This window comes from Caballeronia humi, from assembly GCF_001544475.1.
Lineage (GTDB): Bacteria > Pseudomonadota > Gammaproteobacteria > Burkholderiales > Burkholderiaceae > Caballeronia > Caballeronia humi.
Genome location: NZ_FCNW02000003.1, coordinates 268,974 through 291,581, shown reverse-complemented (window position 1 = coordinate 291,581; position 22,608 = coordinate 268,974). Strand labels below are relative to the sequence as shown.

Annotated in this window: 28 protein-coding genes and 2 tRNA genes; 9 read left to right on the top strand and 21 right to left on the bottom strand. The window is 62.9% G+C overall.

Features of this window, described 5'->3' with window-relative positions:
• Window positions 1-140 precede the first annotated feature (140 nt).
• The 4 genes from AWB65_RS05975 to AWB65_RS35430 form a co-directional block, all read right to left on the bottom strand.
• Entirely contained in the window at window positions 141-1,250 is a 1,110-nt protein-coding gene (locus AWB65_RS05975; RefSeq protein WP_087666253.1) for a saccharopine dehydrogenase family protein, read from the bottom strand.
• 144 nt (window positions 1,251-1,394) lie between these two features.
• Window positions 1,395-1,850 (bottom strand): Lrp/AsnC family transcriptional regulator, encoded by a 456-nt coding sequence (locus tag AWB65_RS05970; RefSeq protein WP_087666252.1) that lies wholly within the window; start codon window positions 1,848-1,850, stop codon window positions 1,395-1,397.
• Between the two features lie 96 nt (window positions 1,851-1,946).
• Complete coding sequence (locus AWB65_RS05965; RefSeq protein ID WP_087666325.1) at window positions 1,947-2,333, bottom strand: hypothetical protein; 387 nt, start codon at window positions 2,331-2,333, stop codon at window positions 1,947-1,949.
• Window positions 2,334-2,463: 130 nt separating this feature from the next.
• Window positions 2,464-2,691: a hypothetical protein gene (locus AWB65_RS35430; protein WP_125474072.1), complete on the bottom strand. Its 228-nt coding sequence runs from the start codon at window positions 2,689-2,691 to the stop codon at window positions 2,464-2,466.
• Between the two features lie 393 nt (window positions 2,692-3,084).
• Between AWB65_RS35430 and AWB65_RS05960 the strand changes: the two genes are divergently transcribed.
• A complete protein-coding gene (locus AWB65_RS05960) occupies window positions 3,085-3,771 on the top strand; it encodes a hypothetical protein (protein ID WP_087666251.1) in 687 nt (228 codons plus the stop codon).
• A gap of 544 nt (window positions 3,772-4,315) precedes the next feature.
• On the opposite strand, the gene AWB65_RS05950 is transcribed toward AWB65_RS05960, so the two are convergent.
• Together AWB65_RS05950 and dusA are read right to left on the bottom strand one after the other, a co-directional pair.
• Window positions 4,316-4,391 (bottom strand) — tRNA-His (locus AWB65_RS05950).
• 118 nt (window positions 4,392-4,509) lie between these two features.
• On the bottom strand, window positions 4,510-5,514 hold the full coding sequence (gene dusA / locus AWB65_RS05945; RefSeq protein WP_087666249.1) for a tRNA dihydrouridine(20/20a) synthase DusA: 1,005 nt from the start codon (window positions 5,512-5,514) through the stop codon (window positions 4,510-4,512).
• Window positions 5,515-6,157: 643 nt separating this feature from the next.
• On the opposite strand from dusA, the gene AWB65_RS05940 reads away from it, so the two are divergent.
• Window positions 6,158-6,391 carry a hypothetical protein gene (locus tag AWB65_RS05940; RefSeq protein ID WP_087666248.1) on the top strand — a complete coding sequence of 78 codons (234 nt, stop codon included), beginning with the start codon at window positions 6,158-6,160 and terminating at the stop codon, window positions 6,389-6,391.
• A 16-nt stretch (window positions 6,392-6,407) separates the two neighbouring features.
• Here AWB65_RS05940 and AWB65_RS05935 read toward each other — a convergent pair whose 3' ends face one another.
• The 5 genes from AWB65_RS05935 to ssuE form a co-directional block, all read right to left on the bottom strand.
• Window positions 6,408-6,623, bottom strand: coding sequence for a TOBE domain-containing protein (locus AWB65_RS05935; protein ID WP_087656000.1), 216 nt, complete (start codon window positions 6,621-6,623; stop codon window positions 6,408-6,410).
• A 47-nt stretch (window positions 6,624-6,670) separates the two neighbouring features.
• Window positions 6,671-7,531 (bottom strand): ATP-binding cassette domain-containing protein, encoded by an 861-nt coding sequence (locus AWB65_RS05930; RefSeq protein ID WP_087666247.1) that lies wholly within the window; start codon window positions 7,529-7,531, stop codon window positions 6,671-6,673.
• Window positions 7,528-8,271, bottom strand: coding sequence for an aliphatic sulfonate ABC transporter permease SsuC (gene ssuC / locus AWB65_RS05925; RefSeq protein WP_235007524.1), 744 nt, complete (start codon window positions 8,269-8,271; stop codon window positions 7,528-7,530). Before ssuC ends, AWB65_RS05930 begins: the two co-directional genes overlap by 4 nt.
• Before the next feature lie 126 nt (window positions 8,272-8,397).
• Window positions 8,398-9,546, bottom strand: coding sequence for an FMNH2-dependent alkanesulfonate monooxygenase (gene ssuD / locus AWB65_RS05920; protein WP_087656002.1), 1,149 nt, complete (start codon window positions 9,544-9,546; stop codon window positions 8,398-8,400).
• 96 nt (window positions 9,547-9,642) lie between these two features.
• Window positions 9,643-10,251: an NADPH-dependent FMN reductase gene (gene ssuE, locus AWB65_RS05915; RefSeq protein ID WP_087666246.1), complete on the bottom strand. Its 609-nt coding sequence runs from the start codon at window positions 10,249-10,251 to the stop codon at window positions 9,643-9,645.
• A 271-nt stretch (window positions 10,252-10,522) separates the two neighbouring features.
• On the opposite strand from ssuE, the gene AWB65_RS05910 reads away from it, so the two are divergent.
• Complete coding sequence (locus AWB65_RS05910) at window positions 10,523-10,948, top strand: hypothetical protein (protein WP_087666323.1); 426 nt, start codon at window positions 10,523-10,525, stop codon at window positions 10,946-10,948.
• 759 nt (window positions 10,949-11,707) lie between these two features.
• On the opposite strand, the gene AWB65_RS05905 is transcribed toward AWB65_RS05910, so the two are convergent.
• The 6 genes from AWB65_RS05905 to AWB65_RS05880 form a co-directional block, all read right to left on the bottom strand.
• On the bottom strand, window positions 11,708-12,823 hold the full coding sequence (locus AWB65_RS05905) for an enoyl-CoA hydratase/isomerase family protein (protein ID WP_087666245.1): 1,116 nt from the start codon (window positions 12,821-12,823) through the stop codon (window positions 11,708-11,710).
• On the bottom strand, window positions 12,820-13,533 hold the full coding sequence (locus AWB65_RS05900) for a TetR/AcrR family transcriptional regulator (protein ID WP_087666244.1): 714 nt from the start codon (window positions 13,531-13,533) through the stop codon (window positions 12,820-12,822). The genes AWB65_RS05905 and AWB65_RS05900 overlap by 4 nt, the downstream gene beginning before the upstream one ends.
• 93 nt (window positions 13,534-13,626) lie before the next feature.
• Window positions 13,627-13,809: a hypothetical protein gene (locus AWB65_RS05895; protein ID WP_087656007.1), complete on the bottom strand. Its 183-nt coding sequence runs from the start codon at window positions 13,807-13,809 to the stop codon at window positions 13,627-13,629.
• Window positions 13,810-14,028: 219 nt separating this feature from the next.
• The gene (locus AWB65_RS05890; RefSeq protein WP_087666243.1) at window positions 14,029-14,313 is read right to left on the bottom strand and encodes a DUF1488 family protein; all 285 of its coding nucleotides are present in this window, start codon (window positions 14,311-14,313) and stop codon (window positions 14,029-14,031) included.
• A gap of 88 nt (window positions 14,314-14,401) precedes the next feature.
• Window positions 14,402-14,755: a hypothetical protein gene (locus AWB65_RS05885; RefSeq protein ID WP_235007516.1), complete on the bottom strand. Its 354-nt coding sequence runs from the start codon at window positions 14,753-14,755 to the stop codon at window positions 14,402-14,404.
• On the bottom strand, window positions 14,755-15,027 hold the full coding sequence (locus AWB65_RS05880) for a hypothetical protein (protein ID WP_087666241.1): 273 nt from the start codon (window positions 15,025-15,027) through the stop codon (window positions 14,755-14,757). The genes AWB65_RS05885 and AWB65_RS05880 overlap by 1 nt, the downstream gene beginning before the upstream one ends.
• A 205-nt stretch (window positions 15,028-15,232) precedes the next feature.
• Between AWB65_RS05880 and AWB65_RS05875 the strand changes: the two genes are divergently transcribed.
• The gene (locus AWB65_RS05875) at window positions 15,233-15,571 is read left to right on the top strand and encodes a hypothetical protein (protein ID WP_087656011.1); all 339 of its coding nucleotides are present in this window, start codon (window positions 15,233-15,235) and stop codon (window positions 15,569-15,571) included.
• Window positions 15,572-15,609: 38 nt separating this feature from the next.
• Here the strand turns inward: AWB65_RS05875 and AWB65_RS05870 are convergent, their stop codons facing one another.
• Complete coding sequence (locus AWB65_RS05870; protein WP_087666240.1) at window positions 15,610-15,948, bottom strand: DMT family transporter; 339 nt, start codon at window positions 15,946-15,948, stop codon at window positions 15,610-15,612.
• Window positions 15,949-15,953: 5 nt separating this feature from the next.
• Window positions 15,954-16,451 carry a heme-degrading domain-containing protein gene (locus AWB65_RS05865; protein WP_087666239.1) on the bottom strand — a complete coding sequence of 166 codons (498 nt, stop codon included), beginning with the start codon at window positions 16,449-16,451 and terminating at the stop codon, window positions 15,954-15,956.
• 562 nt (window positions 16,452-17,013) lie between these two features.
• Here AWB65_RS05865 and AWB65_RS05860 point away from each other — a divergent pair.
• The 4 genes from AWB65_RS05860 to AWB65_RS05845 all read left to right on the top strand — a co-directional run bounded on the left by AWB65_RS05860 (window position 17,014) and on the right by AWB65_RS05845 (window position 18,479).
• Window positions 17,014-17,090: transfer RNA gene (locus tag AWB65_RS05860), tRNA-Met, on the top strand.
• A 159-nt stretch (window positions 17,091-17,249) separates the two neighbouring features.
• Window positions 17,250-17,615, top strand: a complete 366-nt coding sequence (locus tag AWB65_RS05855; protein ID WP_087666238.1) for a DUF2946 domain-containing protein — start codon at window positions 17,250-17,252, stop codon at window positions 17,613-17,615.
• 65 nt (window positions 17,616-17,680) lie between these two features.
• Window positions 17,681-18,040 (top strand): copper homeostasis periplasmic binding protein CopC, encoded by a 360-nt coding sequence (gene copC / locus AWB65_RS05850; protein WP_200821665.1) that lies wholly within the window; start codon window positions 17,681-17,683, stop codon window positions 18,038-18,040.
• Window positions 18,041-18,047: 7 nt separating this feature from the next.
• The gene (locus AWB65_RS05845) at window positions 18,048-18,479 is read left to right on the top strand and encodes a copper chaperone PCu(A)C (protein WP_087666237.1); all 432 of its coding nucleotides are present in this window, start codon (window positions 18,048-18,050) and stop codon (window positions 18,477-18,479) included.
• A 60-nt stretch (window positions 18,480-18,539) separates the two neighbouring features.
• On the opposite strand, the gene AWB65_RS05840 is transcribed toward AWB65_RS05845, so the two are convergent.
• Window positions 18,540-21,059, bottom strand: a complete 2,520-nt coding sequence (locus AWB65_RS05840; protein ID WP_087666236.1) for a penicillin-binding protein 1A — start codon at window positions 21,057-21,059, stop codon at window positions 18,540-18,542.
• 541 nt (window positions 21,060-21,600) lie between these two features.
• Between AWB65_RS05840 and AWB65_RS05835 the strand changes: the two genes are divergently transcribed.
• Window positions 21,601-22,014 carry a plasmid mobilization protein gene (locus AWB65_RS05835; RefSeq protein WP_327357383.1) on the top strand — a complete coding sequence of 138 codons (414 nt, stop codon included), beginning with the start codon at window positions 21,601-21,603 and terminating at the stop codon, window positions 22,012-22,014.
• 24 nt (window positions 22,015-22,038) lie between these two features.
• Here the strand turns inward: AWB65_RS05835 and AWB65_RS05830 are convergent, their stop codons facing one another.
• Window positions 22,039-22,446, bottom strand: a complete 408-nt coding sequence (locus AWB65_RS05830) for a DUF2177 family protein (RefSeq protein ID WP_087666235.1) — start codon at window positions 22,444-22,446, stop codon at window positions 22,039-22,041.
• Between the last annotated feature and the right edge of the window lie 162 nt (window positions 22,447-22,608).

The following is a 22,608-nucleotide window of genomic DNA, read 5'->3' as shown; positions in this document are numbered from 1 at the left end:
GGGTTGAGGAAGCCACGCACTGCGGCACCACCGGCGCCTTGCTCGTATTCGCCAATCGGCACGCTGACCGGAGCCACCCCGCCTGCCTGGCGCACAAAAAAGGCGCCGAAGCGCCTTTTCGTCTCTCAGGTTTTTTGTTTTTACGCTGCCGCGAGCCGCCGCGTCGCTTGGACCACGCTCTCCCCTTCATACAAACGCCCGAAGCGATTGCTCAGGAACGCGTCAAGCGGCACCTGCTCCTGCCGGATGAAACCACTTTGCGGCAAAACGCCCTCGCGGAAAAGGTCGAGTTCCGCGCAGATCGCGCCGGCGGTGGTGATCTGAATCGCGCTCATCGGCACGCCGCAAACGTCCTTCGCGAAAATCTTCCGCGTGAACACGTCCTGCACAAGCTGGCCGCGCCGCATGCCCGTCACCGTCACGAAGATCAGCACGACGTCCTGCGCCGTCGAGGGCACCGCGCGCTTCAGCATCGCCTTCAGGCCGTCGCGATCGGTGGACATGCGCAGATCGTCGAGCAGGAATTTCATCAGGTCGCGATGGCCCGGATAGCGCACCGACTTGTAGTCGAGCGTCTCGACCTTGCCCGCGAGCGTCTCGCACAGCGTGCCGAGCCCGCCCGACGTGTTGAATGCCTCGTATTCGGTGCCGTCGAGCGAGAAATGCTCGACGCCTTCGAGCGGCTGAACCCATTGCGTGCGACCGTCGCGGATCGCTTCGCACGGCTGGCAGTACTCGTTGATCAGGCCGTCGATGCTCCACGTCAGGTTGTATTTCAGCGCGTTGGTCGGAAACTCCGGCAGCGCGCCGACGCGCATTTTCACTTCGCGTACGTCGTCGAGGCGCTTCGCCAGATCGTGCGCGACGATGCCGATGAAACCCGGTGCGAGGCCGCACTGCGGCATGAACGCCTGCTGCGAGTCGTCGGCAATCGCGCGGATCGCGTGGGTCGCGCGCACGTCTTCGGTCAGGTCGAAATAGTGGACGCGCGCCGCTTTCGCCGCCGACGCCACGTTGATCGCGAGGTAGTACGGCAGCGCGTTGACAAGCGCGTCGAAGCCTTGCAGCGCCTGGCGCAAGGCGGCGGTATCGGCGGAATCGACGCGGCGCGTCTCGATGCCCTGCTCGTCGAGCAGCGCGAGCGCGGCGGTATCGCGGTCGAACGCGACGACTTCGAAATCGCCCGTTTCACGCAGCAGGTGGGCGATGCTTTGACCGATCAAGCCGGCGCCTATCAGGGCTACTTTCATTCTTCTCTCCTTATGCAGTCAGGGCGTCAATGTCCTTCTTACACAAGTTTAGAAGCGCATGAATATTGATCCTAGACACAAAATGATGCGTATCGACGATGGTTTTCGTCGTTTCGACTAGACTGTGATACAAATCGTCGAAATCTATCCGCCGCGGTCGATTTTGCGCGCGAGAATGATCGACGTCGTCGTGCGCTCGACGCCTTCCAGCGCGCCGATTTCATCGAGCAGATCGTTCAGGCGATCGGGGGAATCGGCGCGTAGCCAGGCGACGTAGTCGAACTCGCCGCTCACCGCGCAAAGAAGCTGGATCTCGGGCATTTTCGCGAAGCGTTTCTGGACATCGCGGCCGTACTTCGGCGCGAGCTTGATGCCGACGTAAGCCTGGATGCTCGCGTCGAGCACGTCCTGACCGAGGCGCACGCCGTAGCCCGCAATGACGTTGTTCTTCTCGAGCCGCGCGATGCGCGCGATGACGGTCGTGCGCGCGACGCCAAGCTGGCGCGCCAGATTCGCCACGCTCTCACGCGCGTTCGTTTGCAGGAGCGCGACGAGGTTGCGATCGATGTCGTCGAGTTGATCGAGGCGCGGCGGTCTCATGCAGAGGTGGTCCGGGGCGGGTTTCAGGTTCGCGCATTATTAACACATGGCCAAACCGCCGTCATCCGGGCATCGAGTCCGATGCCTACGATCCGCTCAAAGAACGCTCTCGCTCAATTCGACCATCACGACTTCGCCGCGCTCCTGCGAGCGGCCGGTGAAGTCGATGCCCGATCGCTCCATGATCTTGCGGATCTCCTGCGGGACGCGCTCGCTCACGCTGGCGGCGACGATTGGCCGGTCGACGTTGCTCAGGAACTGGCGGATTCCCGGCGCGGGCCAGAAGACGAACACGTTCAGCGGATACGACATTCTGGCGTCGGAGGCGCGGTGCGCGGTGATGTGCAGTCCGACGGTCGGCGCGACGTGCATCAGGCGCGGCATCACATGAAAGTCGCGCCCGAAGCTGGAACTGACGCTTTTGACGAGGAACGGCAGGCATTTGTCCCCGAACACCCGGTTTTCTGCTTTGCTCAGCGCCATGTCGGTCTCCCGTTCTTCGAATGCTTTTGGCAGGAATCGCACGGTGAGCGTAGTGCCGATGTGGGGAGCGTTGTGTGGCGCGGGCCACATCGCGGGCCAAATTGGCGGAGGCTGGCGGCTCGTGGCGTGATCAAGTGGAAGCGCCGTCGCGAATCAGGCGTCTGATGATATCGATCATGCGGGGATCGTCGGGCTCGCCGGATTGGCACCATGTCCAGTAGGCGTTCATGTCATCCGTGAACGACGGCATCGCCCGCGCCTTGCGTATCACGTCGAGCGATCCGATCAACGCGCTGCCCCGGGCGATTAGCTCGTGGATATCGGGGTCATTCGCGGGAGAATAAGTTTCGCGGGGCATGCCGGTTTTGACGGCAGCGTTTGTCGAAACTTGAGAGCGCGGTTTCGCGCCTTCTGCTTAATCCGTGTGGGTTTCTGCGCTTTTGTGCAAAGAGTTTTCAAGTGGCAACTTGGCATAGGCGTCTCGCAAAGGCGCGCCAGCCTTGACGGTTCGAGACCGATTCGCTTTTGCCTTACCGCGCGGCCTATTCCAAAGCCGCCGCCGGGCACACACAAGCTCGATCGACAAATAGTACGATTCTTAAAATAAGTCGTTCAAGTTCACTTAAAGGCAAAACCGCGCAGCCCGCGTGACTCTTTCAAAGAAGGCGCATGAAAGCCATTCCCCAGCCAAAGACCGAACAAATCGTGGAGAGAATCAACGCTCTCCAGACGGCCTCGCCCGATTGCATCGATGCCGTCGACGGTGACGCCGCTCGTTCGCGAGTGGCGCGCGATCAAGCGGGAAATCGACGCTCTTATGACCGTCGATGCGTGCTCCGCCTGGGAGCTCGCAGGCGCGTGGAAGGGGCTGACGGGCGATTTTGATGGCACGGAAGAGGCATTCAGGAATAGCGTCGCGCTGGGGAACACCGGCACGAACGAAGTGAACTGGATGATCAATCGCTTGAACCTCGGCAAGTTCCAGGCGGGTCAGGACATCTATGCTCGAGTCGGCGCGCCGGAGCTTGGTCAGTTCACGCTGGCGCTTCGGGAAGGATTTGCGGCTGGCGCAATCGCTCAGGCGGCCCGCTTCATTGCGCGAGCCGAAGAAATGCAGATCGAATGGGACATGGAGGAAGCGGACGATCTCCTGCAAGCGCACGCGATTTTGCTCGACGCTGGCATTCCGGACGAACAGATCGCGAGTCAACTCGATGTCGCTGGCACAGTGCTTCGCCGTCTTCGGATCCGCCCGATCATCGTGCCTCTCGCCACCTCCGCTGATGGTTTGTTCCATGGCGTGACGTATTCGCTGACCGTTCCTGTCCCGGCACTCGAAGCATTTGAGATGAACGTCGAACTCGCCGAAGCGGAAAATCAGGCGGGTATCAAGAAGGATGTCGCCTTCGATGTGGTCTTCGAGGAGGTCCGGGTATGAGCGCGACACCGAGAGAACTTGCCGCCCACGAAGCCGAATTGTTGAAAACTGCCGAGTCGGAACCTCACTACCGGGCGGTCTGCAGTCGCTCGTACTACGCGGCGTTTCATGCCGCGAGGGCTTTTCATCATCGCTTCCCGTGCCGGCTCTCGTCGGAAAGGCAAGCGGTAGTCATGAGCAGTTGATAGCGCAGCTGGCGAACCCGCAGTGCAGCAGGCAGAACAGGAAGTTCCTAACGTCTCAGGCGATCAGCAAAAGGCTTCGGCCGCTGTTCGACGCACGAGTCAAGGCCGACTATCACATCGATGTCGAGATCGATCGCGGATTGGCCGCCCACGCAGTAACCGGCGCGGACACGATACTCAGAATGACCGAATAGCATCACGCGCCTGCTCGTGCGATCACGCTTCGCCTTGCGAGACTTTTTCACCCGCCGACGCTGTTTCCGTTGGCTTCACACCGCGTGCGAAAAGCGGCGGCGACACCCGATTCAACACGATATATCAGCTGGGAAAAATGCCGAACTGGCTTGAGAAAGAAACTTTGGGGTGGCTGATGGGACTCGAACCCACGACGACAGGAATCACAATCCTGGACTCTACCAACTGAGCTACAGCCACCACTGACAACCTGATTTACTGCTCTCGGGCTTACCAAGAACTGGCTTGCCGATCGAGAAGCGAGATTATACGAATAAAGATTCCGTTTGCCTAGCCCCCGCGGGAAGCGATTCGTCAATCAGCCTTCGGCTAGTTCGACTGCTTCGCGCAGATGCGTGCGCGCCTCGTCGAAGATGGAGAGATCGCCGGTTGCGAGACGCTTGCTGTCCGACAGCACCCGGCGCCAGCCACGTGCCCCCGCGACGCCCCGATAAAGCCCCAGCGCATGCCGCGTGATCGCGCCGAGGTACGTGCCGCGCGCAAGCTCTGCGCGCGCGTAGTCGATCAGGCTGGCCTCGATCTCCTCGCGCGTCGCGACCGGCGACTGTCCGCCGTAAAAGCGCGAATCGACGCCCGCGAGCACGAACGGATTGTGATAAGCCTCGCGGCCGAGCATCACACCATCGACGTGTTTCAGGTGCTCTTCCACCTCGTCGAGCGTCTTGATGCCGCCGTTGATCAAAATTTCGAGCTGCGGAAAATCGTGTTTCAGCCGATACGCATACTCATATTTCAGCGGCGGAATCTCGCGATTCTCCTTCGGGCTCAGGCCCTTCAGGATCGCGTTTCGCGCGTGCACGATGAACACCTCGCAGCCCGCCTCCGCCACCGTGCCCACGAAATCGCGCACGAACTCGTAGTCCTCGACCGCATCGACGCCGATGCGGTGTTTCACCGTCACGGGAATCGCGACGGCGTCGCGCATCGCCTTCACGCAATCGGCGACGAGTTGCGGCTCGTTCATCAGGCACGCGCCGAACGCGCCGCGCTGCACCCGCTCGGACGGGCAGCCGCAATTCAGGTTGATCTCGTCGTAGCCCCACTGCTCGCCGAGTTTCGCGCTCTTCGCGAGGTCGGCGGGTTCGCTGCCGCCCAGTTGCAGCGCGACAGGCGCCTCGGCGGGCGTGAACGCGAGATGCCGCGCGACGTCGCCGAAGAGGAGCGCGCCGGTCGTCACCATTTCGGTGTAGAGCCACGTATCGCGGGAAAGCAGGCGGTGAAACGACCGGCAATGGCGGTCGGTCCAGTCCATCATCGGGGCGACGGACACGCGGCGCGGGCTGGGTTTGGAAGCTGCTGACATGGAACGCGGATTCGATTGCGTGGGGCGCCACGCCGGTGCGGCAAAAAAGGCGCCGAATCCCTAATTTTACAGGATGAGCACAAATTCGTTCGTGAGGCGGGCGAACGCCTGATCTCCGGATTCGAACGGCTAGTGAGTCGTCCAAGATCATTCAGTGGGGGCGCCCGGTTTCGTGGCGTAGCCGCCGTCGCGCGGGCAACAACGACGAACTTCCACATCAATCGCCGAGTGGGCCGTTCAAAACGTTCGGGAAAAAGTGCGGGAATTTTGAGACGTCGGCGCCCGCGCAGGGCGCGCGGTTTCGTGGCACGGCCGAAGCCGCGCAACCAGCAACAATGAACTTCCACATCAACTGCTCATTGAGCCGTTCAAGTCGTTCGGGAGAAAATGTGGACCTTCCTGGCATGAGCACGGCAGAAGCCGCGCGACCCGCAAGAACGAATTCCCGCATCGAATGCTGAGTGGGTGATTCAAATCGTTCAGCGGTTTGGCCTCGGCGTTTTTCGAAAACATTCGGGCGTCGTCACGGAATGCAGACGGAAAGCCCTCGGTGCGCAAGCGCCCAAATCTCCCCGCCCCGCTTCAGTCACACAAAATGCTTACCAAGCGGATGCCAAGCCGCCCGCCATCCGAGGGACACATCATGAAAACGCTCGCCGCCCTGCTCTTCTGCGCCGTCTCGACCGCCTTCGCGCAACAAAAACCGCCAGCCGACGCCGCCTCGATGGTCAAGCCGCCGGCTGCCGCGGGCGCCAGCACGGTTCGCCCCGACAATCCCAACAATTCGGACAACATGCCGATGAAGCGTCCGACGCCGCCGCCCAACAGTGATCGCATGATCCACAGCAACCCGGCGAGCGACGCCATCGCCAAATAGGGCGAAATAAAGCGCGTTAAAGCCGCGCGATTGACACCTCCGTCGATTTCACGAGCGCCACCACTTCCGAGCCGACCTTGAGCTCGAGTTCGTCGACGGAGCGCGTCGTGATGACGGACGTGACGATGCCGAACGGCGTATCGACGTCGACTTCCGACACCACCGACCCGCGAATGATTTCCTTGACCTTGCCCTTGAACTGATTGCGCACGTTGATCGCGGTGATGCCCATTGTGAGTCTCCAGAGTGGTGAATCGATCGTCAGACTTGTGAGAGATGTCAAACGGCCCAGCGGACCGCAAGCGGATGTGAATCGCGCGACGGCTCCACGCCCGGCGTCGTCCCGAGGACGCGCGTCAAAACCGCTTCCTCAAGCGCGGCAAACCCCGCCGATGCACGCGAGCGCGGCCGGGCAAGGTCGATCGCAGCATCGAATGAAATGCGGCCTTCCTCAATCAGCACGATGCGGTCGCCGAGCACCACCGCCTCCTGCACGTCGTGCGTGACGAGAAGCGCCGTGAACCGATGCTCGCGCCACAAACGCTCGATCAGCGCGTGCATTTCAATTCGCGTCAGAGCGTCGAGCGCGCCGAGCGGCTCGTCGAGCAGCAGCAGATCCGGCCGATGCACGAGCGCGCGAGCCAGCGCGACACGCTGCCGCTGTCCGCCGGAAAGCTGCGCCGGCCAGTCGCCTTCGCGCTCGCTCAAGCCCACTTCGGCGAGCACGGCGCGGGCATCGTCGCGTGCCGAGCGCGGCAGGCCGAGCATCACGTTCTGCAACACCGTCTTCCATGGCAAAAGCCGCGCGTCCTGGAACATGATGCGGGTCTGGAGCGCACTACCCTCGCGCGCCGCGTGCCGCGTGAGCGTGCCGCCGCTCGTCGCTTCGAGTCCCGCGATCAGCCGCAGCAACGTGGATTTCCCGCAGCCGCTGCGTCCGACGATCGAGACGAAACTGCCCCGCTCGATCGCAAAATCGAAGTCCGAAAGCACGGACCGGTCGCCGTAATGCTTGTCGACGTTGCGCAGCTCGATTGCGAGATCGGCACGGCCTGGCCCCGCTGGCTGAGCCTCGCGAAAGAGCGGTGCGCGGGCGCCGGGGATACCAGCGAACGCCGTCGAGGGAGTGATCGCGTTCATCGCTTCGCTCCTTTGTGTTGATAAGCCGGATGCCAGCGCAGCGTCACACGCTCGATGCCCTTCGCGAGCATGTCGGCGAGCTTGCCGAGCAGCGCGTAAAGCAGGATGCCGACGACCACCACATCCGTTTGCAAAAATTCGCGCGCGTTCATCGTCATGTAGCCGATGCCCGACTGCGCGGAAATCGTCTCCGCGACGATTAGCATCACCCACATCAGCCCGAGCGCGAACCGCACGCCGACGAGAATCGACGGCAGCGCGCCGGGCAAGATCACATCGCGATACAGCGCGAAGCCCGACAAACCGTAGCTGCGCGCCATCTCGATAAGATTCGCATCGACGGAACGAATACCGTGGAACGTGTTCACGTACACCGGAAAAAACACGCCGAACGAGACCAGGAACAGCTTCGCCTCCTCGCCGATGCCGAACCACAGGATCACGAGCGGGATCATCGCGAGCGCGGGGATGTTGCGGATCATCTGGATCGTCGAATCGAGCGCGGTCTCGGCGGGCCGGAAAAGCCCCGTCGCCAGTCCGAGCACGAAGCCGATGCCGCCGCCTACCGCGAACCCCGTCACCGCGCGCAACGAGCTGACCTTGACGTTCGCCCACATGTCGCCGGAAAGCACGAGCGACCACGCCGCTTTTACGACCGCAAGCGGCTCCGGCAACACGCGCGCCGACAATCCGCCCGTGCGCGCGGCGAGTTCCCACGCGATGAACACCGCGAACGGCACGAGCCACGGCGCGGCTTGCGCGAGGAAGCGCCGGAAGAACTGGCCGCCGTCCGCGGACTGCGCGGCGCGCTCGGAGGCGCCCGGCTGGGCGATATCGATATGGGACACGTTCGATGCTCCTCGCTGTCAGCTTTGCGACGCGCGCGGCAAATACGAATTGCCGACGATCTCGCCGAACGGCCCCGACAGCGGCCCAGATACGCGCTCCTTCTGCTCGCGCGGCAAAAGCGGAAAGACGAGTTCGGCGAAGCGGTACGACTCCTCCAGATGCGGATAGCCCGACAAAATGAAGGTATCGATGCCGAGCGCCGCGTATTCCTTCATCAGCCCCGCGACCTGCTCCGGATTGCCGACGAGCGCCGTGCCCGCCCCGCCGCGCACGAGCCCGACGCCCGCCCACAGGTGGGGATAGACCTCAAGCTTGTCGCGCTGGCCGCCGTGCAGCGCCGCCATGCGCCGCTGGCCTTCGGAATCCATCTTCGCGAAAGTGGCCTGCGCACGCTGGATGGTGTCGTCGTCGAGCTTGCTGATGAGCTTGTCGGCGTCGGCCCAGGCTTCCTCCTCGGTTTCGCGCACGATCACATGCAGGCGAATACCGAACTTGATGTCGCGGCCCTTCTCTTTCGCACGCTTTTTGATGTCGGCGAGTTTCTTCTCGACGTCGGCGGGCGGTTCGCCCCACGTGAGATATGTGTCGATGTGATCGCCGACAATCTCATGCGCCGCCGGCGACGATCCCCCGAACCACAGCGGCGGATGCGCCTTCTGCACCGGCGGATAGAGCACCTTGCCGCCCTTTGACGTGAGGTGCTTGCCTTCGAAATCGATCGAATCGTTCGTGTGCGACGTTTCCAGTAACTGACGCCAGATGTGCAGGAACTCGTCAGTGACTTCGTAGCGCGTGTCGTGATCGAGGAAGACGCCGTCACCTTCCAGTTCCGCCTGGTCGCCGCCTGTCACGACGTTGATCAGCAGCCGCCCGCCGGAGAGCCGGTCGAAGGTGGACGCCATGCGGGCCGACAACCCCGGCGACGACAGCCCCGGCCGGATCGCGACGAGGAACTTGAGGCGTTTGGTCGCCGGAATCAGGCTCGACGCGACAACCCAGGCGTCCTCGCAGGAACGGCCGGTCGGCAGCAGGACGCCTTCGTAGCCGAGCGTGTCGGCGGCGACGGCGATCTGGCGGAAATAATCGGCGTCGGCGGCGCGCGCGCCTTGCGTCGTGCCGAGATAGCGGCTGTCGCCGTGGGTTGGAATGAACCAGAAGACATTCATCGGAAAACTCCTGCGAGACGATCTGTATGGAAATGGCGTGCAGCGGCGCCGCCGGACGATACGTTCAGCGGGCCCCAGAAGATTCTTAAATAACGGTCAGGTCGCGCAGCGTACGAGTCCAGCAAGCGCGGGCGCCTGCGCAACGGCCGCCTTCGAGCGCCATTCGCGCAACTGCGCCTGTTCGCCGAGCGCGTGGGCAAGCGCATCGGCCGAGGCGATCACGCGCTGCGCGGTCTCTGCGTGCACGCTGTAGCCGGTGTCGCTCTTCGGCATGTCGGCGTCGGAGGCGAACACATTCGTCAGATGATGCCGCGCCCCGAGCGACGACAGCACGGGCTTCAACGCGTAATCGAGCGCAAGCAGATGCGCGAGCGAGCCGCCCGTTGCGATCGGCAGGACGATCTTGCCGGCCAGGCCTGTCTGCGGCAGCAAATCGAGCAGCGTTTTGATGAGGCCGCTGTAGGACGCCTTGTAGAGCGGCGTCGCGATCACCACGGCCTGCGCGTGTTCGATCAACTCCAGCGCCTCGCGGATAGCCGGATGCGCGAAGTCGGCGTGCATCAGCGCGGCGGGCGGCAACGCGCGGGCATCGATGCGTCGCACCGTCAGTCCGCGCGAGCGCAGCGCGCTTTCGGCAAGCGAGAGCAGCCAGGTGCTGCGCGACTGAACGGCAGGACTTCCGGAGATCGACACTACATAGGACATCGGTGCTGTTTTCCTTGTGCTCGCGCTTGATGTGCCGAGGCTGCGCGTTTTACGTGAGACGGCCGCTCCGTCTCGCTCTGGAAACAGTCTATGGATGCGACTTGTCGATTAGAACGATTTTTTCCAGCTTAGGTTTTCCACTTTCGTGATTAGGCCGACGCTGGAGCAGCCATGCGCCGACGCGTTTTCCACCGCTTTTTACAGACAGGCGCCCTCTATAATGGCGCTCATCTTAAAAATGCGGCGGCTAGCGCCCTACGCGGTCCATTCAATGCAAAAAGTCATACTGCCGTTCGTTTCGGGTTTTCTCGCCGCCCTGTTTTTCCGCGAATCGACTCTCGCACTGCTGCATGCCGCCGGTCTCTTCGAGCCGGCCGGCTTCTCCACCGACCCGTTCCTGCCGCTCGGCATCCCGACGTTCCTCGCGAACGCGCTCTGGAGCTCGGTGTTTGGGATTCTGATGGCGTGGCTTTTGCGCGTCTCGCCCGAGCGGCACGCGCCGTGGGTGGGCGCGCTCGTGTTCGGCGGCATCGTGCTGACGGCGGCGAGCGTGTTCGTGGTCGATCCGGCGCGCGGCATCTGGCCGAGCGGCAACATGCTGCCGCGCCTCGCGCTCGGTTTCGTGACCAACGCGATGTGGGGGTGGGGCGCGCTCGTGTTCATGCGCGCCTTCATGGCGGGTCACGCGGAGGGGTGAGGCGCTTGGGGTGGGGTGGGTTGAGGTTTAAACCGTTTGATGCACTTAGGCCTCTATGGAGCTTGCTTTGTTTTCGGTCTATTAGCTCTGCCCCTGTCCGGGGCGGGACTCACTTTCTTTGCTGCTGCAAAGAAAGTAAGCAAAGAAAGCAGCTTCCAACCGCCAAAGCTAACAATCCACCACTAGCGTTTGATTGGGATTGGCGCTGGAGAGTAAGTGTCGCCCTCACGATGGAACCGGGCTTGGCTCGCGGACCCACTGTGGCAACGCGCACTTCCTCTGAGTGGTATGCGCTCCGTTTGGCTCCGTCCTCGCTTCGCTCCGACGTCGGGCTCACACGTGGGGTTCGCAAGAGTCATCTTGTGCTTGCACTCCTCTTGCCTTAATTCCTTGCGCCCTCCCCGATGCACCCCGCGTCTGAGCGCGAAGCGCGAGGACGGATGTATGACTGCTGCACCTGTCCGTTGTAACGCGAGTTGACACAGTGGGTCCGCTAGCCAAGCCTCGTTCCGCCGTGAGGGCGACACTTACTCTCCAGCGCCAATTCGTTCTTATGCGAGTGATGGACCGTTAGCACTGGCGGTTGAAAGCTGCTTTCTTTGCTTACTTTCTTTGCAGCAGCAAAGAAAGTGAGTCCCGCCCCGGACAGGGGCAGAGCTAATAGACCGCAAAGAAACCAAGTTCCATCGAAGCGCATCAACATCAAACGGCGTTAACAACCCCACCCCAGCGCCAGCGCCAGCGCCCCCCCCCCGCCGGTTAATCCTTCAGCAGCTTGAGCGGATGATGCTCACGCGTCCACGGGCTATCGAACATCCGCTTCACCCCGTCGCGCGTCACGTCCTCGATGCGCGGCACTTTCCACACCGGCTGGTTGTCCTTGTCGACGATGCGCGCGCGGATGCCTTCCACCACGTCGCCGTGCTCGAAAATGTTGTGCGTGAGGTCGAGATCGCGCCGCAGCGTGTCGGCCATCGTCGAGAGCTTCGCGCGATCAACGAGTTCCAGCGCGATTTCGATCGACAGCGGCGAGCGCTCGCGCAATTCGGCGATCGTTTGCGCGGCCCAGTCGGCCGAGACGCCACCGTCCGCTTCTTTCTGCAGCGACGCCAGGATCGCCCCGCCGTCGCCGGTCGCGAAGTGCTTGTCAATCTGTGCGCGCGCGGCGGCGAGCGGGCTCGCGTCCGGCGTGGGCGTCACCTTGTGTTTCACGCACGCGGCTTCGATGAAACGCACCACGTCGACGGCGTCGTTCAGGCGCTCGCGCTTGAGCGATTCGATCAGCTCGGGCAACGCGGCGTCGTCGAGGTAGGCATCGGCGAGACGCGCGTAGAGCGCATCGGCGGCGCCGATCGTCGCGCCCGTCGCCGCCATGTAACGCCCGATCGCGCCCGGCGCGCGCGCAAGAAACCAGCTCGCGCCGACGTCCGGAAAGAGCCCGATGCGCGTTTCCGGCATCGCCATCTTCGTCGACCCGGTCACGATGCGCAGGCCGCCCGTGTGATGCGCGCCCTGCGAAATGCCGACGCCGCCGCCCATCACGACGCCGTTCGTCACCGCGATATAAGGCTTCGAATAGGTGAAAACGGTGTGGTTGAGGCGGTATTCGTCGGTGAAGAACTTGTCGATGGCCGCGCGCTCCCCCTCCTTCGCCAATTCATACAGATAGCGGATGTCGCCGCCCGCGCAGAACGCGCGCGGGTGCGGGCTGTACACCACGACGGCGCGGATCGCGTGATCGTGGCGCCAGTCGCCAAGGGCGTTGCGGATCGCGTGAAGCATGCCTGTCGTCAGTGCGTTCAACGCCTGCGGCCGGTCGAGCGCGATGAAGCCCAGGCCGTTGGCGGTTTCGATGCGGATGTCTTCGGTTCTCATCGGTGGATAGGGGTCTGTTCGGGTTTCACGCCACGGACTGAAAACGCGGTTTCGGCGGTTTCAGCGTCGTGGCCGAACCACGCGTCAAGCGAGAGCTCGGCGAGCGTTTCGGCCGGCGCTGCATCGAGCGCTTCAGGCAGCGCGGCGTGCGTGGAATGACTGGAAACGGGTAAATGCTGCAAATAAGCCGAGCGCGCGAGCGCCAGCGCGACGATGCCGTGCAGGTTCGCCCACAGCGCCTCCGCGCAGGCGGCCGCCGGCGCACGCGCAGGCGTGCGGCCCGCCGCGCGCAGTTCGACGAAGGCATCGGTCATCAGAGAGAGCGCCGCGGCGGCGCTCGGGAAATCGGGGGTATCGGCGGGGCTCGACGGCTCCATGAACATCAGACGATACGTCTCGCCATGTTCGAGCCCGAATTCGACGTAGGCGCGTCCCATCGCTTTCAGACGCGCGGCGGGATCGACGATCGTCGAGTGCGGCGCAAAGGCCGCGAAAAGCTGCGTGTGGCCCTCAGCGCGCAATGCCTGCGCGATATCGGCGCGGCTCTTGAAATGCAGGTACAAGGCGGCAGGCGAATAGTCGATCGCCTCCGCGATCTTTCGCATGGAAAGCGCGGCGAAACCCTCGCGCCCGACGATGTCGCGCGACGCATCCAGGATGCGTTCGCGTACCGCCTGCCGCTGCTCGGTCCGTCGTTCCTGGATTCCCATGCGGATCACTCTCGAAAGTGAGTCCGGGCTGACGGTCGTTCAGCCCGGCCGAACGCTCAGACAATCAGACGGTCGTTCAGCCCGGCCGAACGCTCAGACAATCATCTTGCGTTCTTCGTCGGCTGCTTGCGTGGCGCCGTGAAGCGGTTCTTCCGGATCGCTCGTGATGGCGGATGCCACCACGATGCAAACCGCCAGGAACAACAAACCGACCGCCGCCCAGATCAGCCAGAAAGCGCTGAACTCGACGAGCGAACTCATCAAGGTATGAAACATGACAACCCCCGCGCGATTTTTATATTTGAGCTTCCGGCCGCCAAGCGAATCCCGGCCAGCAAGCGGCGTGCCGCGCCAATCGCATTTTCGCGGCGCACTGTTCTTGAATGGTAATCGCAAATTAAGCCGCGCGTTGAGACGGTGCGAGGGTTTTGCTAAAGGATTTCTGAAGTCGGAACGTCGAGGAAGGAACGGCTTACACAGCGGTGTAATCGTTGCCTATGCGACGACCTTTCCGGGAGGAAAGTGGCCGCTCTTCAAAAGCACGGGCGAGCCGTTGCTCACGCGCAGGTGTTCGCGTGCGACCGCTTCGATGCGCGGACGGCCGGCATCGAACGCGCGGATCCAACCGTCGCTGTCGCAGCTCCGTGTATCGAAGTGATCTTCGAGCGCCTCGACGGAGATCGCGCACGGCACGCGCTCTCCGTCGACGAGCGCGGCGAAGACGATCGTCAGGTTGGAACCGTGGTAATCGGGAGCGTCCGGGGGAAACTGAATGACCATGATCGCCTCGTGACTCGGCGCGGATACGACTACGCCGCATGGGAATTGGCGCATATGGTACTCGCCAGCGCGCGGCGCGGTCTACCTGTTATGCCTCGACCGGCACCGCTGGGACATCGACCACGAAGAGCGACGTCGCCGTCGGATCGGCGTAGTCGAAACGCAGATGCCGGCTCATTTCGCGCACGCGGTGGCACATGGCGCGGCGGGCGTCGTCGGTGAATTCGGGGCCGGCGCGCAGCAATTGGGGATCGAAGCGGTAATGCACGCCCCACGCGACGTTGCCCGGATGATTCGCGACACCGCTCGTACGCCAGCTCATGAAGAGCGACGGCGCCTGTTCAGTGCCGACTTCGCTCACATCCGCGTTGCTCGGAAAGAGATCGAGCAGACATTGCGCGATGTCCTGCAAGAGCGGGTGACGAACGTGCAGTTGCCGCATCAGGAAGACGGCAACAGCCGGTCGATATACGCGCGCGCGGCTTTTTCGACGTGCGCGAGCGCCTCGTCGACGGTGGCGAAACGCTGTTCGCTGCCGAGATCGATGAGCGCCTCGAAACGGTGGACATCGTCGGGGCCGTGTTGCGCCACGCTCACCGAGCCGACGTAGATCGGGGTTTCGTCGCCTTTGCCTTGCTGGCCGTGCGGCTGGATGAGACGCGCCGACGCGCTGATGTAATAGCCCCGGTACGGGCCACTCACTCGTTCTGCCATGACATTTTCCTTATGTATGCTTCGCTGATCCCGTCAATCGGCAAATATTTCTTGAAATAGCGTACATATTGCCGATCAACGCCCTTTCATGCCTTTCTGCTGGCAACCCGCAAACCGCGCGCCCGCGCTAACAACCGCTTACGGGTCGCGTAAGGCGCGTGTGGGAAAATACGGCCTTTCCGCACCGATCATCCACGAGGTACACATGAAGGAATTCGCGCGGCGCATGCGCCGCACATCGTCGAGGCTGCCGCTTTGCGCCTCTTTGCTCCTGGCTGCCGGCCTTGCAGCTTGCGCGTCGTCGAACAACGCGTCGCTCATCAATTTGCCCGACGGCCAGACCGGCTACGCCATCAACTGCAGCGGCGCCGATGCCGGATCGAGCTGGGGAAGCTGCTACGTGCTCGCGGGCCGCGCGTGCGGCGCGACGGGCTACGACATCGTGTCGAAGGACAACGAGGAAGGCGGCCCGACGGGCGGCGGCATCACCAACGTGATTTCCGCCAACGTCAAGAATCGCTCGATGGTCGTACGCTGCAAGTAAGCGCTTGATTATGTCGATCGAAGGAGGCGCTTATGGTTTCAATGCGCGCTCACCTTCGAGAACACGTTCAGCACCACCACTCCCGCGACGATCAGGCCCATGCCGAGCACAGCCGGTAAATCGGGCACCTGCTTGAAAAGAAACGCGGCGACGGCCGTGATCAGCACGATCCCCGCGCCCGACCAGACCGCATAGACGATGCCGACCGGCAGCGAGCGCAGCGTGAGCGACAACAAATAGAACGACAGCCCGTAGCCCGCGACGACGATCAGCGACGGCACGAGCCGCGTGAATCCATCCGACGCGCGCAACGCGGACGTCGCCACGACCTCGGCGACGATCGCCACCGCGAGCAACCCATACGCGAGCGAGCGCATGCGGCCTATTCCCGCGAAAGCGCGAGCGCGCCGAAATCCATGCCGAGCACGGCGCTGAGCGCCTCGACGACCATCTGATGATCGTCGCGCTGCGGCAGCCCCGACACCGCCACCGAACCGATCACGCCGACGCGCGCCACGGTCAACGGGAAAGCGCCGCCGTGCGAGGCGTAATCGGCGGCGGAGAGGCCGTATTTGTCGGTGAGCGTCGTGCCCTGCTGCTGGAGCTGGAGACCGATCGCGTAGGAACTGCACCGGAAATGCTCGACCGTGCGCGACTTGCGCTCGATCCACGACGCATTGTTCGGCGTCGTGCCATCGAGCGCGGCGAAGAAAAGATGCCGGCCGAACGTGCGCACGTCGATCGCGACGGCCGCGCCGCGCGCATAGGCCATCTCGCGCAATTGCGAGCCGATTTGCCAGGCGCGGTCGCAGTCAAACTGCGGGAAGACAAGGCTCTTCTCCTGGTGGGCGATGGCGTGGAGGTCGTGGGGGATGTCCATGATGTCCAGTCGATATTCAATTGACGGTGATTGACAGAGCGCTGGCCGTCGTACGCCCGCGCCTGTAGCCACATATTTTGACATGGCCACGAAAGCCGGCAAGCCGTAAATCCACGCGGACTTGCCTTGGAACGACTTCCAGTGCCGTCCCGATAGTTTCATGTGCAGGGCGCGTTTGTACCCTGCCGGTCAAGAACCATCGGATTCCGAACCACCGCGAAGCGCGATTAGTGTCGAAGGGCGCCTCACAGGGCCAGTGGGAACAGCAAGCCTCATGAACCAGCCCGATCAACAGGCTTGAGTGTCAGCCTGACGTTATCGGCGGGAAATGCCTTCTCGCTTGCCGTGCGTGGACCAGCACGCTCTCTTCCTCGACTCTGACGGCGGTGCGATCTTATTGCTCGTGAGCGCGGCCTCGGCGATCCGGGGAACACCCCTTCAAAAACGCAAGTTCTCTCGATATCCCATGAGATGTCGAAGCGACGCTCAACTGCCATCTCACTGCAATCTTGAAAAGCTTGCGGTGGACGTTGCGCCGCGCTATAATCTTTTCTTCGACGGACGCGGGGTGGAGCAGTCTGGCAGCTCGTCGGGCTCATAACCCGAAGGTCGTAGGTTCAAATCCTACCCCCGCAACCAAGCAAGATTTCAAGACAAAAAGCCCGGCTCAATTGAGTCGGGCTTTTTGTCTTTTGCTTGTCGTGACATGCGTCGATCCATCGCGTGTGCTCATCAAGCAGCACTTGCCTTGCGTGGCATAATCGGCCGCTGGTTCTGCACACGGTGTCCCACGCGTTCATGCGCAGCGTTCTGATACGGAAGATCGGCGGTATCGTCGGATTGCTTGCGATCCTCCTGACGACGCTCGTCCCCGCCGCATCGCAGATGATCGAACGCGGTCGCATCGAGTCGACGCTGGCGTCGTTCTGTTCCGCCGGTGTCTCCTCGAACCCGAAGCAGACACCAGACGATCACGCCGCACATTGGCAAGCGTGCGGTTATTGCAGCTTCACCGCGCATACGCCGTTCATGGCGCCGCCGAAGCACACGCAGCGCGCGGCATCGATCGAAGGTTCCGCGCGCATTGCTACGGGACGCGTCGCCACGACGCCCTACGCCCCGATCCTCGCCGCCAAGCCTCGCGCTCCGCCCTCCTTCGCCTGAATCCGCACCATGCGCTGCGTCGAGCAGGCGCTCTACAAACCTCGTATCAGGCGAGAACACATATCATGAAAACGGAAGTCATTCGCGGCGCACTGGCCGCGAGCCTCTTTGTCGCCGCGCCGTTCGCTTTTGCGCACGCCGTGCCGAAGCATCAAGTCCCCGCTGCCGACTCCACCGTCAGCGCGCCGCACGAAGTCGCGATCGATTTCGGCGAGGCGCTCGAACCGTCGTTCAGCAAGCTCGACGTCACCGATGCCGCCGGCAAGCCCGTCACCGCAGCGAAATCCGCCGTGGATGCCAGCGACAAGAAGCATATGAGCGTCGCGCTCGGCGATCTCGCGCCGGGCACGTATCGCGTGAACTGGACGGCCGTCGCCGCCGACGGCCATCGCACGCAGGGCCATTACAACTTCAAGGTCAAGTGAGGTCAGCATGAAAAAGATCATCGTCCTCGCCGGTGCGCTGCTCGGCGCGCCGTTCGCTCACGCTGCAACGCTCGCAGTCAGTGACTGCTGGATTCGTTCGATGCCGCCGAACCTGCCGTCGTCGGGATACTTCGTGGTGTCGAACGGCGGCGACAAGGCCGCGTCGCTCGTCGGGGCCGAGACGCCCGCGTTCGGCATGGCGATGCTGCACAAGTCAGAGAGCAGCGGCACGACGGCGACGATGTCGCACGTCGAGTCCGCCGAGGTGCCCGCGCACGGCACGTTGCGCTTTGCGCCGAAGGGCTATCACCTGATGCTCGAAGACGCGCCCAAGCCCCTCGTGATCGGCTCGACGGTGCCGCTCACGCTCTCCTTCGCCGATCACTCGACGGTCAACACGACCTGCACGGTCAAGCCGGCCTCCGCGCTCGGCAAGTAATAAAAAACGCGCCGCAGTTCAAAGTTGCGGCGCGTTTTTTTTCGTCGGCAAACGGGAGGATCAGTGCTTGCTGAACAGATCCATGATTTGCTTCCGCTCATCCGAATCGACGTTCGGCGCCTGCATCCCGCCCGGTCCGACGCCGCCTGAAGTCGTCGTCACCGCGCCCGCCGGATCGGCCGCATCCATGCCGATGCTCGCGATAAAACCGCTGCCCGGCAGCCGGTCCGCGTAGAACAACTCGCCGTCGAAGTTACTGATGCCGTCGGGCTTCGGCATCGGCTGCTGCGCCACGCCCTTGAGGGCGCGTCCCATGAAATCGACCCAGATCGGCAACGCGAGCTGCGCGCCGAATTCCTTGCTGCCGAGCGTCTTCGGCTGGTCGTAGCCCATCCACGCAACCGTGACGAGCGAGCGCTGATAGCCCGCGAACCAGCCGTCCTTCGCGTCGTTGGTCGTGCCGGTCTTGCCCTGCAGGTCGTTGCGCTTGAGCACGTTGGTGCCTGACCCGGTGCCCGAGGTCGCGACCGTATGCAGCAGGCTGTTCATCATGTAAGCGTTGCGCGGATCGAGCGTCTGCGGCGCGTTGCGGCCCGCGGTCAGCGGATCGGTGCGCGAGATCACGGTGCCGCGCGCATCGGCGACTTCGGCGATCAGGTACGGATTGATGCGATAGCCGCCGTTCGCGAACACCGAATACGCGCCACTTAGCTGCAACGGCGTCACGAGCCCCGCGCCGAGCGCGAGCGGCAGGTACGGCGGCGTTTTGTCGACGTCGAAGCCGAAATTCTTCGTGACGAAGTCCTGCGCGTACTGCGTGCCGATGTACGACAGGATGCGGATCGACACAAGATTCTTCGAGCGTTGCAGGCCGGTACGCATCGACATCGGCCCGTCGGGCTGGTCGTCGTCCTTCGGCTCCCAGGCCTGGCCGCCGGGGGTCGTCGGCGGGAAATAGAGCGGCGCGTCGTTGATGATGGTCGCGGGTCCCAGACCTTTGTCGATAGCGGCCGAATAGATGAACGGCTTGAAGCTCGAACCCGGCTGGCGCCACGCCTGCGTGACGTGGTTGAACTTGTTCTTGTTGAAATCGAAGCCGCCGACGAGCGCGCGGATCGCCCCGTCCTGCGGCACGAGCGACACGAGCGCGCCTTCCACCTGCGGCAACTGCGTGATCTGCCAGTTGTCTTTCGCGTCCTTGGCGAGCCGCACGATCGAACCGACCTTGATGCGCAACGCCGCCGACGCATTGTTGCGCAGCCCCGGCGCGGCGAAGCGCAGGCCGTCGCCGGAAATATTCACCGGATCGCCGCCGACGAACTCCGCCGTCACCTGCTTCGCGCTGATGGCCGTGACAACGGCGGCAACGAGATCGCCGTTGTCCGGATGACCGACTAGCGCGTCTTCGATTGCCTGATCGCGGTCGTCGGCGTCTTTCGGCAGGTTCACGAAGCCTTCTGGCCCGCGATAGCCGTGCCGCCGCTCGTAATCCATGATGCCCTTGCGCACGGCGCGATAGGCGGCGTCCTGATCGGCGGAATCGATGGTCGTCGTGACCGTGAGGCCGCGCGTGTAGGTCTCTTCCTTGTACTGCGCGTACATCATCTGGCGCACCATTTCCGCGACGTATTCGGCATGCACGCCGTACTCCGTCCCGGACGACTTCGTGTGCAGTTCCTCCGCGACCGCCTGCTGATACTGCTCGGGCGTGATGTATTTCAGGTCGAGCATGCGCTTCAGGATGTATTGCTGGCGGATCTTCGCGCGCTTCGGGTTCACGACCGGGTTATACGCCGACGGCGCCTTCGGCAAGCCCGCGAGCATCGCTGCCTCGGCGAGCGTGATGTCCTTCAGGTCCTTGCCGAAATAGACGCGCGCCGCAGCCGAAAAGCCATAGGCGCGCTCGCCCAGATAGATCTGGTTCATGTACAGCTCGAGAATCTGGTCCTTCGTCAGCGCCTTCTCGATCTTGTACGCAAGCATCATTTCGTAGATCTTGCGCGTGTAGGTCTTCTCACTCGACAGGAAGAAGTTGCGCGCGACCTGCATCGTGATCGTGCTCGCGCCCTGCGAGGCGCCGCCGTGCATCACGTCCGTGACGCCCGCGCGCAGGATGCCGAGGAAATCGACGCCGCCGTGATCGTAGAAGCGATAGTCCTCGATCGCGAGCACGGCTTTCTTCATCGAGTCGGGGATGTCCTGGAAGCGCGCGAGGCTGCGACGCTCCTCGCCGAACTCACCGATCAGCACGTGATCGGCCGTATAGACGCGCAGCGGCACTTTCGGCCGATAGTCGGTGATCACGGTGAGCGACGGTAAATTCGGCCCCATCACGACGAGCGCATAGCCGACGATCAGCGCACCGAGCACCGCGCCGATCGCGAAGAGACCGGCGATCCACTTCACGACGGCTCCGGCGAACGAGCGCCGCTTGGGCTCGTCGCGGCCGCGGCGGTCATTGCGATCGTTTCTGTCATTGCGGTCATTGCGGTCGTTGCGATCCTTGGAATCGCCGGGGCCGATGTAATGGCGGACGTCGCGCGAGGGGTTCGAGGGGTTCGGTCGTTTGATGATTGGCATTGACTTCGATGGTTCGGCGCCCTGCGGGGCGCGTAATGCTTGGCACTCGAGGCTTGCGCCCCGCGCTTCGCGTAGCGGCGGGCCGCGCGAGCGAGAAATGACAGTGAAGGCGCGCGGTAGTCCATTGATAGACAGCGCGAGGCGCCATGAGTGCGGCCGGAGACTTATATCGAGCGCGGTTCGGCCCACGCGCAGGGTAACAGCGCATTTTAAAGAATTCGAGCGATGATCTACCGGAAGCGTCCGATTTTTTTGTAAGCAATTGACTTCCCCGGTGCGCCCGCGCGCGAACGAGTTACTCACACATTCTGTTGAACACGCTGTGGACAACCGTATGAGAAAATGCCCAAGTCATTGAGCGCGCGCGACTTTCGCCTCGTGACGCGATTTCGTCACAGAACCGGCGTCCCACCACGCAGTGGCGCAAAACGATATGATGGATGCGCCGTTTAGCGGTCGAACGAACGCGTGCGGCGCCGCCCCTTGCGGTAACTTTGTCTCATCGCTTCTTTGCAATCGCCTTACTGTTTGCGAGCCGCTCATGTCTACCAAACCCAGCGAACGCATCGTTGTTTTCGTGACACCCGCGCAAAAACTCGCCATCAGCAACACGGCCGATGGCCTCGGCATCAGCGTGAGCGAGCTCATGCGGCGGGCCGTGCTGAACTTCAACGCGACGAGCGAGCAGATCAAGGTCGCCGGTATCGTCGACCGGTTGCGGGCGCCCAAAACCCCCGATGCACTCAACGTCGCGTTGCGTCACGTCGCGGAAAAAGCGGCCGCGCGCGAGGCGAAGGCGGCAGCCGTCAACGCGGCGGTCAATGCGGCGGCCGCGCAGAAGGCTGCAGCGCTCGCCAAGCCTCCCAAAGCCGAATCCACACCGGAATCCGACGAATCCACCGAACCCGGCGACACCGACGCAGGCGCATCGATTACCGGCGGTCATTCAAAGTAATTCGAGGCCCCTGTCATCCGCGTGTCACGGCGCGAACCGGGCAGAAACCGCCACCGCAGCCGCCGATGCCACCGCCGTGGCGAACGCGCCCCACGCGATATCGACGATGACGATCGTCGTGCTCCAGCCCTTGAGCGTCGCGAGGTTGGTGAGGTCGTAGGTTGCGTAGGCGATCGCGCCGAACAGCACGCCGTTGATCAGAGCGCGCGCCGCGCTCGATTCAGCGATGCCCGGCATCACGCAGAAGTAGGTCATCGCGCCGATGTACAGCACATAGAATACCGCCGCCGCGCCGAAGTTCGGCCGCTCGAGCAGGAGCGCCCCGATCTCGCGCTGATAAAGACCACGTCCGATCACCCCGAGCCAGAGCCCGTCGAGCACGAGAAACACGACGGCCGCGACCGCGAACGCAACGACGAGCACCTTCGACATGATTGTTCCGCTGATTGTGTTGTCACGATGGCAAGGGCCGTCCGCCGTTACATTCCTTAACGCTGGAGCGGCGTCGGGTTAAGACCCGCTTAAGCCGCATCGTGCTCTAATAGAAGACGCAAGATAGCCGGCAAAAGCGTGAAATATTGAAGCTCATGCTTG